Source organism: Burkholderia sp. BC1 (genome assembly GCF_052683555.1).
In genome coordinates this window covers 16,890-31,546 of record NZ_JBQYLP010000066.1, presented here as the reverse complement: position 1 = coordinate 31,546, position 14,657 = coordinate 16,890, and the positions used below count along the sequence as shown (strand labels likewise).

The following is a 14,657-nucleotide window of genomic DNA, read 5'->3' as shown; positions in this document are numbered from 1 at the left end:
TGATCGAGGCTCGGTAGCCGTGCGAGGTCGGCGGGCACCGCCGGCGTGCCGTGCTCGCGCAGCAAAGCAGGGCTCGCGACGAGGCACTGGCCGCGCTCGGCGAGCACGCGCAGCGCGAGATCGCTGTCGTCGAGCGGCGGTGGCCGGACGCGAATCGCGACGTCGATCCCTTCGCCGACCACGTCGACGCGCCGGTTCGTCGCTTCGAGATGGATCTCGACGCGCGGGCACGCGAGCATGAACGCCGCGATCATGTCGCCGACGAGCGAATCGAGCAACACGATCGGGCAACTGACGCGCACGATGCCACGCGGCTCCTCGTGCAGCAACGCGACGGCCTCGTCGGCGGCGTCCGCCTCGACAAGCATCGCGCGGCAGTGCGCGTAATAGGTCTGGCCGACGTCGGTCACGGTGAAGCGGCGAGTCGAGCGCTGAATCAGCCGCATTCCGAGCCGCGCTTCCAGGAGCGCGATACGGCGGCTCAGTTTCGACTTCGGCATGTTCAGCGCGCGCCCGGCCGGCGCGAAACCGCCGTGTTCGACCACCTGGACGAAGTAGTAGAGATCGTTCAGATCCCGGGCGTTATCGTTCATGAAATAGAACGCTGAGTGTGGATTTCGTAGTCTACCGGACCGATCGTTCCACCACTATAGTGACACTCAAGGATGCGAAACAGAGGTTTCGCCGCAAATTCGGAGAACGCAAATGAAGAAGGTTCAAGGTGTGTACAGTGCGCCGCGCGGTCATTGGGTAGGCGACGGTTTCCCGGTGCGCTCGATGTTCAGCTACCAGTCGCATGGCGCGCATCTGAGCCCGTTCCTGCTGCTCGACTACGCCGGTCCGGCGACGTTCGAGCCGGCTTCGATGCGACGCGGCGTCGGCCAGCACCCGCACCGCGGGTTCGAAACGGTGACGATCGTCTATGACGGCGAAGTCGAACACCGCGACTCGACCGGCGCGGGCGGCCTGATCGGCCCGGGGGACGTGCAGTGGATGACGGCCGCGAGCGGGATCCTGCATGAGGAATTTCACTCCGACGCGTTCACGAAGCGCGGCGGTCCGCTCGAGATGGTGCAGCTCTGGGTGAACCTGCCCGCTGCCGACAAGATGGGCGAGCCCGGCTATCAGACGCTGCTCGACGCGGACATTCCGGTCGTCGAACTGGCGGACGGGGCAGGGCGCGCGCGGATCATCGCGGGCGAACTCGACGGACGGCGCGGCCCGGCCCGCACCCATACGCCGATCGACGTGTGGGATGTGCGGCTCGCAGCCGGCGGCCATGCGCGGTTTCCGGTGGCCGAAGGGCGCACGCTGGCGGTCGTCGTGCTGCATGGCACGGTGCTCGTGAACGGCGAGACGGTCGCTCGCGAGGCGCAGTTCGTGCAGTTGAGCCGTGACGGCGCCGATGTCGAGATCGAGGCAAACGGCGATGCGAAGCTGCTGATCCTGAGCGGCGAGCCGATCGACGAACCGATCGTCGGCTACGGGCCGTTCGTGATGAACTCGCAAGACGAAATCCGGACGGCGATCGACGATTTCAACAGCGGCCGTTTCGGCCGGATGCCGGCCTGACGGATGAGCCCCGCGCAATGCGGGGCTTTTTTCGCGCGGCCGCGCGCTCGCGCGTGCGGTGCGGTTCGAGGCATAATCGTCGGCTGCCGCGCGCCGGCCGGCGCGCCCGAATCAGGACCGCACATGAACGCTTCCGCACCCGCCGCATCCCCGACTGCGACCGATCTCGACTGGCGCTGGAAACCCTTCGATGCGCTGAGCGCGCGCGAAGTCTATTCGATCCTCGAGGCGCGCAGCGCCGTATTCGTCGTCGAGCAGAACTGCGTGTATCGCGACATCGACGATGCCGATCAGAGCGCATGGCATCTCGCCGCGTACGACGGAGCAGGGCGGCTCGCCGGCTATCTGCGCGTGCTGCTGCCGGACGCACGGCACAGCGACGTGCGCATCGGCCGCGTGCTGACCACGGCCGCGTTTCGCGGCGCGGGGCTCGGCAACACGCTGCTCGCGCGCGCGCTCGAGCATATTCGCGCGCAATGGCCCGACACGCCGGTGAGCCTGCATGCACAGGCGCATCTGCAGCGCTTCTACGGTGCATTCGGTTTTACGCCGAGCTCGGACGTGCACGACGAGGACGGCATTGCCCACGTGTGGATGCGCAGCGAGCGCGCGTGACGCAGGCGGCGCCGCGCGCGCTCAGTGCGGTCAGTGCGCGGTGCGGGCGGCCCGACGATCGGAGGCGTGCCGCGCCGCGCGTTCGTCGATCAGGCGGCCGCGCGCGGACAGCCGCAGCCAGTGCCGCAGCGCGATCAGCGCGCCGATCACGCTCATCATCGAGCCCGGAATCCAGAGCAGCAGCCCGCCGATCTGCTGATCGCGCAGCGGGCTCAGCCACGTAAACGCGCGGCCGCAGATCGAATAGATCGGATAGAGCTCGTGCGGCGTGAAGAAGATCAGCGCGCCGAGCGCGATTTGCGGCGGGATCGCCGCGACGGCGATCAGGATCCGGCGGCCGGGCGAGAGCCGCGCCGGCGGCGCCGGACGCGGATCGACGACGAGCCACCAGAACAGCAGCCCGTCGATCACCATGCTCCAGTTCATCACGCGGTACAGCCGCCAGTCGAGCATCGCGACGAAATGGATCGGCGACAGCAGCCAGAAGTAGATGAGCCCGACGAACAGCACGACAGCGACGACCGGATTGAACGCGACGTCGAGCGTCGCGCGCAGCGGCGGCCACGCGAGCGCGGGCCGCACGAAACGCTGGCGCCAGCGGAACGGAATGCCGGCGCGGATCGCGGCGCCCGGATACGCGAGCGCGATGAAGAACGGCCCGAGATGGTGCAGCACGAGGTGCTGCGCGCGATGCATGAAGAACTCGTGCTCGAAGAAGTAGTCGAGCCGCGTGTGCAGCGCGATGTAGAGCGCAGTCAGCCCGAACCAGAACGAAAACTGCCGCAGCGGCGACACTTTCGCCTTCTTCGCGCCGCGCGCGAACAGCACGGCGGCCGCGAGCACCGCGACGACCACGGTCGGCGACGGTTCCCACGGATCGAGCCAGTACAGGACGTTCATCGCAACCCGGTCATTTCGCCTGCGCGGGCGACTTCACCGCGAACGGCGTGTCGAGCGTTTCGCCGTCGGAGAACTTCAGGCGCAGGCGCACGGTATCGCCGGGCTTGATCGCATGCTTCGGCTCCTCGAGCATGAAGTGATAGCCGCCCGGTGCGATGTCGACCTTGCCGCGCGCGGGGATCGTCAGCTTGTCGACCATTTCCATTTTCTGCGTCGAGCCGTTCGACACGGTCTGATGCAGCATCGCCATCCCGTAGTCGGGACTGTCGACGTCGACGAGATCGACCGGCTTGTCGCCCGCGTTCACGAGCGTCACGTAGCCGCCGGCCGGCAGCTTGTTCGGCAGCCAGCGCACCCACGCGCCCTGCGCGGTGATCGCGCCGGCGGCATATGCATGGGCGCCGGCGCAGAGTGCGGCGATCGCGGCGAGCATCTTGAAGGTCGTCTTGTTCATGTCGTTCATGTCGTCATTCAGGTTGCGGAAGCGGTGTCGATGATCCGGCGCACGTCGGCGGCGATGGCGTCGGGCGAGTCGCGGTCGGTCGCGAGCAGCCGCGCGCGGCCGTTCGCGTCGAACACGTAGACGGCGGAGCTGTGCGTGACTTCGTAGCCGCCGGACGGGTCGCGCTTTTCCATCTGATACGCGACGCGATAGCGTTTCGCGAGCGATTCGATCTGCCGGTCGGTGCCCGTCAGCCCGCGCGCGTGTTCGGCATCGAACGCGGCGACGTAGGACTGCATCGCCTGCGGCGTGTCGCGTGCGGGGTCGACCGATACGAACAGGATCCGGACGTCGTTCGCCTGCGGGCCGAGCTTCGCGAGCACTTCCATCAGCCGTGCCATCGTTTCCGGACAGACGTCCGGGCAATGCGTGTAGCCGAAGTAGACGAGCGCGACGCGGCCGCGGAACGCGGCGGCATCGACCGGCCGGCCGTCGCCGCCCGTCAGGTCGAACGACAGATCGGGCAGGTGGCCCGTGACGTCGGTGAGATGCCAGCGCGCCTCGTCGTGCGTGCACGCGCCGAGCGCGGCCGCAACGGCCAGCGCCGCGGCGGTGCGGATGAAGCGGGAAAGGCGCCGGTGCGGCGCGGGGCGGGCAGACGACATCCTGGGGCTCGATCGGACGGAACGGTCGCCGGCCGGCGCGGCGCCATGCGTCGCGCGGCGGCGGTTGCGACTGTAGCGCAATTCGCGCACCTGCGTCCTTTCGAAACCCGTACGGCGCGCGCGAGCGGGGCAATATGTCGCAGCGGGGCGCGGCAGCCGGCACGGCGCTTGCGTCACGCCGGTTTCGCCCATCTCCGCGCGCCGACGCGGTAAGATGCGCACAATTCCATTCGCGCAGCGGCGGCCCGGCGGGCCGCCCCTCAGACATCGAATCGATGCAATCCGTTCCGGCCTCCCTGTCTCTGACCGATACCGCGTTCTTCTTCGACTTCGACGGCACGCTCGTCGAGCTCGCCCCGACACCCGACAGCATTCACGTGCCCCCCGCGCTGCCGACGCTGCTCGACGAGCTGCGACGCCGCTCGCACGGCGCGGTCGCGATCGTGTCGGGCCGCGGCATCGACAGCATCGATGCGTTTCTGAACATGCCGGACCTGCCGGTCGCCGGCCTGCATGGCGCGGAGCGGCGCGACGCGAACGGCGATACGCAGCGCATCGGCTTCAACGACGCGCGGCTGCTGCGCATCGAGCGCGAGCTCGCGGCCGTCGTCGAGCGCCATCCCGGCATGCTGCTCGAGATCAAGGGCGCGGCCGTCGCGCTGCACTACCGCAATGCGCCCGAGCGTGAGCCGGCCGCGCGCGAGGCAGCCGAGCGGCTCGTCGCCGAATACCCGGACGCCTACGTGCTGCAGCCCGGCAAGATGGTGTTCGAGATCAAGCCGAAGGGCGTCGACAAGGGGCGCGCGCTGGCCGCGTTCCTCGACGAGCCGCCGTTCGCGGGCCGCGTTCCGCTGTTCGCCGGCGACGACCTGACCGACGAGAAAGGCTTTGCGCTCGTCAATGCGCGCGGCGGGCTATCGATCAAGATCGGCGCGGGCGAAACGTCGGCGCGCATGCGGCTCGATTCGGTCGACGCGCTGCATGCGCAGATCGCGCGCTGGCTCGGTGCGGGGCAGCCGGGCGCATGAGTCGACTGATCATTGTTTCGAACCGCGTCGCCCCGATTTCGGAAGGCGAACCGGCGGCGGGCGGGCTCGCGATCGGCGTCTACGATGCGCTGAAGGAGACGGGCGGCATGTGGTTCGGCTGGAGCGGCGAAGTCGTCGCGTCCGGTGCGCCGCAGATCCGCGTCGAGGAGCGCGGGCCCGTGACGTTCGCGACGGTCGGCCTGTCGCGTCGCGATTACGACCAGTACTACCGCGGCTTCTCGAACGCGACGCTGTGGCCCGCGTTTCATTACCGCGCGGACCTGATCCAGTACGATCGCCACGAATTCGACGGCTATCGGCGCGTGAACGTCTGGCTCGCGCAGCAGCTCGTGCCGCTGCTGCAGGACGACGACGTGATCTGGGTGCACGACTATCACCTGATTCCGTTCGCGCGCGCGCTGCGCGCGGCCGGCGTGAAGAACCGCATCGGCTTTTTCCTGCACATCCCGTTTCCGGCTGCGCAGGTGCTCGTCAACGTGCCGCCGCATCGCGAGCTCGTCGAGTCGCTGTGCGCGTTCGACCTGCTCGGCTTCCAGACCGAACCCGATCTGCGCGCGTTCTGCGACTACATCGAATTCGAAGGCGGCGGCGAGATCGCGCGCGACGGCCGCACGGTGCGCGTGCAGGCGTTCGGCCAGACGCTGCATGCGGCCGCCTATCCGATCGGCGTGTATCCGGACGAAATCGCGTCGCTCGCGCAGGCCGGCGAGAACGGCAAGGCGGTGCGCACGCTCGCGACGTCGCTGCGCGGGCGGCAGCTGATCATGAGCGTCGATCGTCTCGATTATTCGAAGGGGCTCGTCGAGCGCTTCCGTGCGTTCGAGAAACTGCTCGAGCATCAGGCCTCGTTCCGCAATCGCGTGTCGTTCCTGCAGATCGCGCCGTCGACACGCGCGGACCTGCGCGCCTATCAGGACATCCGGCTGCAGCTCGAGGCGGAGTCGGGCCGCATCAACGGCCGCTATGCGGAACTCGACTGGGCGCCGATTCTCTACATCCACCGCCAGTACGAGCGGCAGGTGCTGGCCGCGTTGTATCGGCTCGCGCGCGTCGGCTTCGTCACGCCGCTGCGCGACGGGATGAACCTCGTGGCGAAGGAATACGTATCCGCGCAGAACCCGGACGATCCCGGCGTGCTCGTACTGTCGCGCTTCGCCGGTGCCGCACGCGAGCTGACCGGTGCGCTGATCGTGAATCCGATCGACATCGAGGGGATGGCCGACGCGCTGTCGCAGGCGCTGACGATGCCGCTCGCGGAGCGCCGCGCACGTTACGCGGACATGATCGCGCAGCTGCGCGAGAACAACGTGTCGGTGTGGCGCGACCATTTCCTGCGCGATCTGCAGGGGTAGCGGGCGCGGAGTATCCGGCGTCGGACGGTGCCGCGCGTCGGCATCGATTGCGCGGCACCGTCGCCACTGCTTGCGTGCACCGCGTATGCAGAGCGCGCGATGACGCAGCCGTTATCGCGTCGGTCGGGTCGTACCGCCGGCGGAGGCTTTCGCACTCATTCGTTCGTGTCGCGTCTTCTTTTCGAATCACCGACCGAGGACGAGACTTTTCATCCGCGATCGATCGCGATCGAACATCGAAGAGACCGTGAGGGAATAGCGGCCGACGCTCGATCGGCAACGGCATCGAACGAGCCGCGGCGCGCAGTGCGCCGCCGCGGCTTTTTCCGTTGAATCGACCGCGAGGCGCGTCAGGCGACGCGTTCGCCGGTCGGCGTGCCGCCGTCGATCGGATGATGGCGGCCGTGCTGCTTCGCGAGCAGGTCGCGGTACAGGCCGGGACGGTTGCGCAGCAGCTCCGGCGGACCGTCGTCGATCACCTTGCCGTTGCTCATCACGATGATCCGGTCGAAGTTGCGCAGCGTCGAGAGCCGGTGCGCGATCGCGATCACCGTGCGGCCGACCATCAGCCGGTCGAGCGCGCTCTGGATCGCTTCTTCCGACGCGCTGTCGAGTGCCGACGTCGCTTCGTCGAGCAGCAGGATCGGCGCGTCCTTCAGGATCGCGCGCGCGATCGCGATGCGCTGGCGCTGACCGCCCGACAGCTTCACGCCGCGATCGCCGACGATCGTGTCGTAGCCTTCCGGCATCGCCTCGATGAACTCGGCGCAGCGCGCGTCGCGTGCGGCGGCGAGCACTTCCTCGCGCGTTGCCTCGGGGCGGCCGTACGCGATGTTTTCGTAGATCGTCCGGTGCAGCAGCGAGATGTCCTGCGGCACGAGCGCGATCGCCTGGCGCAGGCTGTCCTGCGTGATCGTCTTCACGTCCTGGCCGTCGACCTTCACGACGCCGCCCTGCGTATCGTAGAAACGCTGCAGCAGCGCGAGCACGGTCGACTTGCCGGCGCCCGACTTGCCGATCAGGCCCACGCGCTGTCCGGGCTCGATATGCAGGTCGAAGTGGTCGAGGATCGCGCGGCGGTGCGGATACGCGAACGTCACGCGCTCGAAGTCGACGCGCCCGCCCTGGGCCGTCAGCGGCACCGCGTCCGAGCGGTCGGGCATCCCGTGCGGCTCGAGCAGCGTCTTCACCGCTTCGGACAGCCGCGCGATGTGCTGCGTGACGTCAACGAGCGCGACGGCGAGATCGCGCGTGCCGTGCAGGATCGTGAAGCCGAGCGAGCTGACGAGCACGATGTCGCCGGAAGTCGCCTGGCCGCGATCCCAGAGCCACAGCGCCCAGCCGAGCAGGCCGGCGGACAGCATCGCGGTGATCACCGCATGCAGCAGCCGCAGCTTTTCGAGATACAGCAGGCTTTGCTGGCGCGCTTCCATTTCGGCCTTGACCGTCTCGCTGAAGCGCTTCTGCTCGCGCAGCGTCATGCCGAACGCGCGTACGAGGCCCATGTTGCCGATCACGTCGACGAGCTCGCCGTCGACGGCCGCGGCCTTGGCCGCGAACGCGTGGTGGCGCGCGGAGCCGCGCCCGGCGAGCTTGAACAGCACGACCGCGAGCACCGCCGAGCAGCCGAGCAGGCCGGCGGCCATCAGCGGATTGACGACGACGATCATCAGGATCGCGCCCATCACCGCGATGCACGGCGGCAGCACGTTCCACGCCATCGTGTTCTCGGACGTGTACACCGCGTTCGACGTCGCGGTGATGCGGCTCGCGAGCGTGCCGGGCTGCTTCTCCGAGTAGTAGGTCGGCGAATGGCCGATCAGATACTGGAACAGGTCGCGCCGCAGATCGCCGGTGACCGCGACGAACGTATGCGCGGCGACCCAGCCGCCGACGCGCCACAGCAGGTTGTCGGCCGCGATCAGCCCGACGAGCAGCGCGAAGGCGCTCCACAACGGGCCCGGATGATGACGCCCGGTCGCCAGCACGTCGATCAGGTGCTTGATCGCATATTGCGAACCGAGCGCGCAGCCGACGGCGGCCAGCACGCTGCCGAGCACGACGAGGTGCGCGAGCGGGTGCAGGCGGATATAGCGGAACAGGAACGCGAGCGGCCGATGCGCGTAGCTCGACAGCTTCGCGTTATGGGCGTTGCGCTGGGCGGGGGTGAGAGATTCCAAAATATGCGTGCGGTGATTCGGTGATTGAGCGTTGCGGCCGGATCGCAGGCCGGCCGTCCCACCCGGACGTTAATCCGGCATTGTAAACAACGGCCACGTGCGACGCTGCGCGAATCTTGCGACCGCGTGCGGCCCGCGATCAGTTTTGAGATAAAATTCGGCATCTCGTCCTGTGTCGCACAGACGGTGCCGCCTGTCCGAACAGGACCGCGGGAGTGCCGAAGGGCCTTCCACTCTAGAACGGACGCCGACGTCCGCGCGTTGCAAAGTGTTGCGCCTTTGTAACAAAGTAAAGTGTTTGAAATGTCGTACGCCGTATTGGGATAAACCCTAGATAATCGGCCTCGGGTTGGATTCCAGGTTTATTTACGAACCCCTGTCAACGGGACTTCGTTTCAAACGTTCTAAGCCTGTCGCGTCACCGGCGCTCATCGAGCCGCGCGGTTTCGACGCTCGCGGCAGGCCGGTTCGTCCGATGGTCGGACGAAATGCATCCAGCCCGGATCGCCGATAGGTCGCCGCCCAAACCTGGTTTTTTGCCGAATTTTTAGGAGTTACGCATGCGAATCGCCCAAATCGCTCCGTTGCATGAAGCGGTTCCCCCGAAGCTGTACGGTGGTACCGAACGGGTGGTGTCCTATCTGACCGAAGCGCTCGTCGAGATGGGTCATGACGTCACGCTCTTCGCGAGCGGCGATTCGCAGACTTCCGCGAAGCTCGAAGCGGTGTGGCCGCAGGCGCTGCGCCTCGATCCGACGATCCGCGACGTGATGGCCCCGCACATGCTGCTGCTCGAGCAGGTGCGCCGCCGCGCGGAAGAGTTCGACGTGCTGCACTGTCACATCGACTACTACCCGTTCTCGCTGTTCTCGCGCCAGCCGGTCCCGCATCTGACCACGATGCACGGCCGTCTCGACCTGCCGGAACTGCAGCCGATTTTCAACGCATTCAGCGACGTGCCGGTCGTGTCGATCTCCGACAACCAGCGCATCCCGCTGCCGCAGGCGAACTGGCTGTCGACCGTCTACCACGGCCTGCCGGAAAACCTGCTGACGCCGATCCCGAACGTGAAGCCGAGCTACCTCGCGTTCCTCGGCCGCATCTCGCCGGAAAAGCGCGTCGACACGGCCATCCGCATCGCCGAGCAGGCCGGTCTGCCGATCAAGATCGCCGCGAAGCTCGACAAGGCCGACCGCGCGTATTACGAAGAGAAGATCAAGCCGCTGTTCTCGCTGCCGCACGTCGAGTACATCGGTGAGATCAGCGAAGCCGAGAAGACCGAATTCCTCGGCAACGCGCACGCGCTGCTGTTCCCGATCGACTGGCCGGAGCCGTTCGGTCTCGTGATGATCGAGGCGATGGCGTGCGGCACGCCGGTGATCGCGTTCAAGCGCGGTTCGGTGCCGGAAGTGATCGACAACGGCGTGTCGGGCTTCGTCGTCGAAGACGAACTGTCGGCCGTGGCCGCGCTCAATCGTCTCGATACGCTGCCGCGCGAGCAGGTCCGCGCCGCGTTCGAAGCGCGCTTCACCTCGAAGGTCATGGCGCAGAACTACGTGAAGAGCTACGAGGAACTGCTGCGTCAGAAGCGCCGCACCGTGCTGCGCGAAGTCAACGCAAGCTGATTCCGGCTGCCGGCCCGCTGCGGTGTCCGGCCGTCCTCGACGCCCCGTCCGGGTTTGCCGGCGGGGCGTTGTCATATCCGCGGCGCGGATCTGTTGTATTCTCGCCGCGCCCGAGCGTGCGAAGGGCGACGGAAGCGGCCCGGCATGCGTTCCGGCCGTCTGTCCAGACGGTAATGTCCCTATAATGGCCGAGCCGCGAAATCCGGCCCCGCACGATCATCGAGAGGAGAGCAGTCTTGGCGAGAACGAAACCCACGCGCGCAGCGCCGGCCCCCGGCGCCGGAGTGATCTTCGCGTTGCGCGCGATCGGTGTCGTGCTGTTCGCGCGCTGGCTGTTCTCGATGTCGCAGATGGGCTATCGCGCGTCGCTGTCGGCGATGATGTCGTCGCCCTGGGCGTTCGTCTATCTGCTGCTGATCTTCCTGCTGCTCGTGCAGCCCGGCGCCGCCGCGCGCGCCGAGCGGCCGTTTCATCCGCTGCCGCAATGGCTGCGTCAGGCGCTGCGGTTTTTTGCGCTGATCGGCTTCCTGTTCGCGATCTGGTCGATCGGCGCGTTCGTCTGGGCGGCCGGCTGGCGGCGTGCGCTGCATGCGGTCACCGCGACCAACGGCTGGCTCGTCGCCGCGCCGGTGCTGTATGCGGCGGTCGTCTGGATCTGCCGGCCGCGTCCGCTGTGGCGGACCAACGTGGCCGCGCGCCGCTTTGCGATCGGCCGCTATGCGATTTCGCTCGATACGCTGACGCGCACCGCGATCGTCTGGATGGAAAGCCGCAAGGTCGGCCAGTACGACGCGCGCGAGCTGTCGGTGCGCTGGCCGGGGCGCAGCATGTCGGCGGCTGGTAATGGGTCGGGCGGCGTGCCGTCGGGCGGCGAACCGTCGGGCGGCGCTCCGTCGGGCGGCGCTCCGTCGGGCGGCGCTCCGTCGGGCGGCGTGCCGTCGCAGGAACCGCCGGCGCGTGTGCGCGGCGGTCTGTTCCGGCGGCCGAAGGTCGAATTGCTGTGGGATTCGCCGGCCGCCGTCGGCCATAACCGGCAGATCGTGATGCGCGTGCCGCTCGCGACCGAAGGCGACCGCGTCGCCGCGCTCGCGCTCGACGCGGCGCTCAAGCAGATCGTCTGACACGCCTGCGCACCGGCGCGGGCTCTCGAGGGGGGAGCACGATGATCGTTCGTTGGTTGCTGGCTGCTGTTCATCTGAGTGCATTCGGCGTCGCGTTCGCGGCGATCGCGGCGCGCAACCGCGCGTTGCGGCGGCTCATCGCATCGGTGCAGGCGGTCGATCTGCCCGGCGTGTTCAAGGCCGACACGGTATGGGGGCTGTCCGCGCTCGTCCTGATCGTGACCGGCCTGATGCGCGCATTCGGCGGCTACGAGAAGGGCAGCGCGTATTACCTGCACGCGCCGTTCTTTCACCTGAAGATGACCGCGCTCGTGCTGATCCTGCTGCTCGAGATCGTGCCGATGCTCGGCCTGATCCGCTGGCGCATCGCCGCGCGGCAGCAGCGCATGCCCGAGCTCGGCCGCGCACGCACCTACGTGCAGATCGGCCATTGGCAGGCCGTGCTCGTGATCGTCATCGTGTTTGCGGCCGCGGGGATGGCGCGCGGCGTCTGGACGGCGGGCTGAGCGACAAGGCCGGGCGCTCGTGGCCCGGTAAGTGGCGGCAGTCTGCGCGACGGCCGCGGCCCGCCGGCGTCCGGCGCATGCGTGGCGCGGCTCGCTCGCCGCGCGCAGCGGCGTAATGCGCGGGTCGCTCGCGCGACGCGCTCACGCCGGTCCGTTCCGGCCCGCGACGCTCAGCGCACGAGGCACGGGCGCTTGTTGTCGAAGGTCCAGCCCGGAATCAGGTACTGCATCGCCGCCGCGTCGTCGCGCGCGCCGAGGCCGTGCTGCTTGTACAGCTCGTGCGCACGCGCGACGGCGTCCATGTCGATGTCGACGCCGAGCCCCGGTCGCTTCGGCACTTCGACGAGCCCGTTCTCGATCTTCAGCGGCTCGCGCGTCAGCCGCTCGCCGTCCTGCCAGATCCAGTGCGTGTCGATCGCCGTCACGCGGCCCGGCGCCGCCGCCGCGACATGCGTGAACATCGCCAGCGACACGTCGAAGTGGTTGTTCGAATGCGAGCCCCACGTCAGCCCCCAGTCGCGGCACATCTGCGCGACGCGCACCGAGCCCTGCATCGTCCAGAAGTGCGGATCGGCGAGCGGGATGTCGACCGCGTTCAACTGCACCGCGTGGCCCATCTGCCGCCAGTCGGTCGCGATCATGTTGGTCGCGGTCGGCAGACCCGTGGCGCGGCGGAATTCGGCCATCACCTCGCGGCCCGAATAGCCGTTCTCGGCGCCGCACGGGTCTTCCGCGTACGCGAGCACGTGATGCAGGTCGCGACAGAGGCGCACGGCCTCGTCGAGCGACCATGCGCCGTTCGGGTCAAGCGTCACGCGCGCGCTCGGGAAGCGTTCGGCGAGCGCCGTGACGGCTTCCACTTCACGCGCGCCTTCGAACACGCCGCCTTTGAGCTTGAAATCGTTGAAGCCGTAGCGCGCGTGCGCCGCTTCCGCGAGCCGCACGACCGCTTCGGGCGTCAGCGCGGGCTCGTTGCGCACGCGCGTCCAGTCGTCGGTCGCGTCGCGGCTGTCGCGATACGGCAGCGCGGTTTTCGTGCGATCGCCGACATAGAACAGATAGCCGAGCATCTCGACGCTTTCGCGTTGCTGGCCTTCGCCGAGCAGCGCCGCGACCGGCACGCCGAGATGCTGGCCGAGCAGGTCGAGCAGCGCGGCTTCGAGCGCGGTGACCGCGTGGATCGTCGTGCGCAGATCGAAGGTCTGCAGGCCGCGGCCGCCGGCATCGCGGTCCGCGAACGTGCGGCGCACCGCGTTGAGCACGGCCTGGTAGTTGCCGACCGGCTGGCCGACGACCAGCGCGCGCGCATCGTCGAGCGTGCGGCGGATGCTTTCGCCGCCCGGCACCTCGCCGACGCCCGTGCGTCCGGCGCTGTCCTTCAGGATCACGAGGTTGCGGGTGAAGAACGGGCCGTGCGCGCCGCTCAGGTTGAGCAGCATGCTGTCGTGACCGGCGACCGGAATCGCTTGCAGGTCGACGATGCGCGGCGTATCGGGGGAGGGCGAGGCAGTGACGGCGTTCATGGCGGCGATGGCGATAAGGTGGGCGATGCCGCACGGCAAAAGCTTTGCCGCGCGCGGCGGGAGGTGCGATCATTCGACAACCGATGTGCGCGGGCGCCGTAGCGGTCGCGAAGCGGCGCATCGCCAAGCGTGACGGGGCGCCAATGTCAATGCAGCCGAGGCCACGTATCGCGATCATCAGTCATCGGATGACTTGTGACGCAGTATAATGAAACCACGGCTTTCGCTCAAACCCCGCGTAAACCCTCGGCTCACACTACGATCATTCAGAAAGGAACCGGCCTCATGTCCGTGCCTACGCTTCCCGCAGCGCCGCGCCGTCGCGCGCGCAGCCTTGCACAAGATGTCGTCGACGCGCTGACCGCGCAGATCGAAAACGGCACGCTGCGCCCTGGCGACAAGTTGCCGACCGAAACCGAAGTGATGGCGGCGCAGGGGGTGAGCCGCACGGTCGTGCGCGAGGCGATCTCGCGGATGCAGGCGAGCGGCCTGATCGAGACGCGCCACGGGATCGGCAGCTTCGTGCTCGAACCGTCGCGCCGCCAGGCGCTCGGCATCGACCCGGCGACGATCACGACGCTGCGCGACGTGCTCGCGGTGCTCGAGCTGCGCATCAGCCTCGAGAGCGAGTGCGCGAGCCTCGCCGCGCAGCGCGCGACGGATGCCGATCTCGCCGCGCTGCGCCGCGCGCTCGACGCGATCGCGACGGGCTCCGGCGGCGGGCGCGACACCGCGCAGCTCGATTATCAATTCCATCTGCAGATCGCGCAGTCCACCGGCAACCGCTATTTCGTCGACATCATGACGCAGCTCGGCGCGTCGATCATTCCGCGCACGCGCGTGAATTCCGCGCGCTTCGCCGGCGACGATCTCGAGCGCTACGTCGGCCGCCTGAACCACGAGCACGAGGACATCTACGAAGCGATCGCGCGCCACGATCCGGAGGCGGCGCGTGCGGCGATGCGCACGCATCTGACCAACAGCCGCGAGCGGCTGCGCCGCGCGCACGAGGCCGCCGAAGCCGAGCGCGACACGCAGGCGAACTGAAGCGAGCGCAACGGCGCGGCGCAATCGCGCGTCGTGCCGGGCCGCGCCGCCGCTGCGTCA

The 14,657-nt window shown here is 68.2% G+C and carries 14 protein-coding genes; 8 read left to right on the top strand and 6 right to left on the bottom strand.

Going from position 1 to position 14,657, the window contains the following annotated elements; genetic code table 11:
- Positions 1-593, bottom strand: a 593-nt coding sequence (locus ACSHSS_RS24470) for a LysR family transcriptional regulator (protein WP_445545665.1), incomplete at its 3' end; no start/stop codon positions are given.
- Between the two features lie 112 nt (positions 594-705).
- Here ACSHSS_RS24470 and ACSHSS_RS24465 point away from each other — a divergent pair.
- Positions 706-1,572, top strand: coding sequence for a pirin family protein (locus ACSHSS_RS24465; protein WP_105841164.1), 867 nt, complete (start codon positions 706-708; stop codon positions 1,570-1,572).
- A 123-nt stretch (positions 1,573-1,695) separates the two neighbouring features.
- A complete protein-coding gene (locus ACSHSS_RS24460; protein ID WP_253575771.1) occupies positions 1,696-2,187 on the top strand; it encodes a GNAT family N-acetyltransferase in 492 nt (163 codons plus the stop codon).
- A 30-nt stretch (positions 2,188-2,217) separates the two neighbouring features.
- Here the strand turns inward: ACSHSS_RS24460 and ACSHSS_RS24455 are convergent, their stop codons facing one another.
- The 3 genes from ACSHSS_RS24455 to ACSHSS_RS24445 are packed head-to-tail and all read right to left on the bottom strand — an operon-like array spanning position 2,218 to position 4,194.
- Positions 2,218-3,087, bottom strand: a complete 870-nt coding sequence (locus ACSHSS_RS24455; protein ID WP_445545664.1) for a cytochrome c oxidase assembly protein — start codon at positions 3,085-3,087, stop codon at positions 2,218-2,220.
- 10 nt (positions 3,088-3,097) lie between these two features.
- Positions 3,098-3,541: a copper chaperone PCu(A)C gene (locus ACSHSS_RS24450; RefSeq protein WP_253575870.1), complete on the bottom strand. Its 444-nt coding sequence runs from the start codon at positions 3,539-3,541 to the stop codon at positions 3,098-3,100.
- A gap of 17 nt (positions 3,542-3,558) precedes the next feature.
- Complete coding sequence (locus ACSHSS_RS24445; protein WP_217103580.1) at positions 3,559-4,194, bottom strand: SCO family protein; 636 nt, start codon at positions 4,192-4,194, stop codon at positions 3,559-3,561.
- A 275-nt stretch (positions 4,195-4,469) separates the two neighbouring features.
- Here ACSHSS_RS24445 and otsB point away from each other — a divergent pair, with 275 nt between their 5' ends.
- Together otsB and otsA are read left to right on the top strand one after the other, a co-directional pair.
- Complete coding sequence (gene otsB / locus ACSHSS_RS24440) at positions 4,470-5,222, top strand: trehalose-phosphatase (RefSeq protein WP_217103581.1); 753 nt, start codon at positions 4,470-4,472, stop codon at positions 5,220-5,222.
- Positions 5,219-6,595, top strand: coding sequence for an alpha,alpha-trehalose-phosphate synthase (UDP-forming) (gene otsA, locus ACSHSS_RS24435; RefSeq protein WP_006401236.1), 1,377 nt, complete (start codon positions 5,219-5,221; stop codon positions 6,593-6,595). Before otsB ends, otsA begins: the two co-directional genes overlap by 4 nt.
- 350 nt (positions 6,596-6,945) lie before the next feature.
- On the opposite strand, the gene ACSHSS_RS24430 is transcribed toward otsA, so the two are convergent.
- Complete coding sequence (locus tag ACSHSS_RS24430) at positions 6,946-8,775, bottom strand: ABC transporter ATP-binding protein (RefSeq protein ID WP_006401234.1); 1,830 nt, start codon at positions 8,773-8,775, stop codon at positions 6,946-6,948.
- Between the two features lie 560 nt (positions 8,776-9,335).
- Between ACSHSS_RS24430 and ACSHSS_RS24425 the strand changes: the two genes are divergently transcribed.
- The 3 genes from ACSHSS_RS24425 to ACSHSS_RS24415 all read left to right on the top strand — a co-directional run bounded on the left by ACSHSS_RS24425 (position 9,336) and on the right by ACSHSS_RS24415 (position 12,027).
- Entirely contained in the window at positions 9,336-10,400 is a 1,065-nt protein-coding gene (locus ACSHSS_RS24425; protein WP_445545663.1) for a glycosyltransferase family 4 protein, read from the top strand.
- 236 nt (positions 10,401-10,636) lie between these two features.
- Positions 10,637-11,521, top strand: coding sequence for a hypothetical protein (locus ACSHSS_RS24420; RefSeq protein WP_445545662.1), 885 nt, complete (start codon positions 10,637-10,639; stop codon positions 11,519-11,521).
- 41 nt (positions 11,522-11,562) lie between these two features.
- Positions 11,563-12,027: a DUF2214 family protein gene (locus tag ACSHSS_RS24415; protein ID WP_445545661.1), complete on the top strand. Its 465-nt coding sequence runs from the start codon at positions 11,563-11,565 to the stop codon at positions 12,025-12,027.
- 170 nt (positions 12,028-12,197) lie between these two features.
- On the opposite strand, the gene gudD is transcribed toward ACSHSS_RS24415, so the two are convergent.
- Entirely contained in the window at positions 12,198-13,550 is a 1,353-nt protein-coding gene (gudD, locus tag ACSHSS_RS24410; protein ID WP_035949826.1) for a glucarate dehydratase, read from the bottom strand.
- 285 nt (positions 13,551-13,835) lie between these two features.
- On the opposite strand from gudD, the gene ACSHSS_RS24405 reads away from it, so the two are divergent.
- Positions 13,836-14,597 carry a FadR/GntR family transcriptional regulator gene (locus tag ACSHSS_RS24405; protein ID WP_006401228.1) on the top strand — a complete coding sequence of 254 codons (762 nt, stop codon included), beginning with the start codon at positions 13,836-13,838 and terminating at the stop codon, positions 14,595-14,597.
- The last annotated feature ends 60 nt before the right edge of the window (positions 14,598-14,657 follow it).

What these genes read in the sequence shown, in the direction of transcription:
- ACSHSS_RS24465 (WP_105841164.1), top strand. Translation starts at nt 706, where the DNA reads ATGAAGAAGGTTCAAGGTGTGTACAGTGCGCCGCGCGGTCATTGGGTA.
- ACSHSS_RS24460 (WP_253575771.1), top strand. Translation starts at nt 1,696, where the DNA reads ATGAACGCTTCCGCACCCGCCGCATCCCCGACTGCGACCGATCTCGAC.
- ACSHSS_RS24455 (WP_445545664.1), bottom strand. Translation starts at nt 3,087, where the DNA reads ATGAACGTCCTGTACTGGCTCGATCCGTGGGAACCGTCGCCGACCGTG.
- ACSHSS_RS24450 (WP_253575870.1), bottom strand. Translation starts at nt 3,541, where the DNA reads ATGAACAAGACGACCTTCAAGATGCTCGCCGCGATCGCCGCACTCTGC.
- ACSHSS_RS24445 (WP_217103580.1), bottom strand. Translation starts at nt 4,194, where the DNA reads ATGTCGTCTGCCCGCCCCGCGCCGCACCGGCGCCTTTCCCGCTTCATC.
- otsB (WP_217103581.1), top strand. Translation starts at nt 4,470, where the DNA reads ATGCAATCCGTTCCGGCCTCCCTGTCTCTGACCGATACCGCGTTCTTC.
- otsA (WP_006401236.1), top strand. Translation starts at nt 5,219, where the DNA reads ATGAGTCGACTGATCATTGTTTCGAACCGCGTCGCCCCGATTTCGGAA.
- ACSHSS_RS24425 (WP_445545663.1), top strand. Translation starts at nt 9,336, where the DNA reads ATGCGAATCGCCCAAATCGCTCCGTTGCATGAAGCGGTTCCCCCGAAG.
- ACSHSS_RS24415 (WP_445545661.1), top strand. Translation starts at nt 11,563, where the DNA reads ATGATCGTTCGTTGGTTGCTGGCTGCTGTTCATCTGAGTGCATTCGGC.
- gudD (WP_035949826.1), bottom strand. Translation starts at nt 13,550, where the DNA reads ATGAACGCCGTCACTGCCTCGCCCTCCCCCGATACGCCGCGCATCGTC.
- ACSHSS_RS24405 (WP_006401228.1), top strand. Translation starts at nt 13,836, where the DNA reads ATGTCCGTGCCTACGCTTCCCGCAGCGCCGCGCCGTCGCGCGCGCAGC.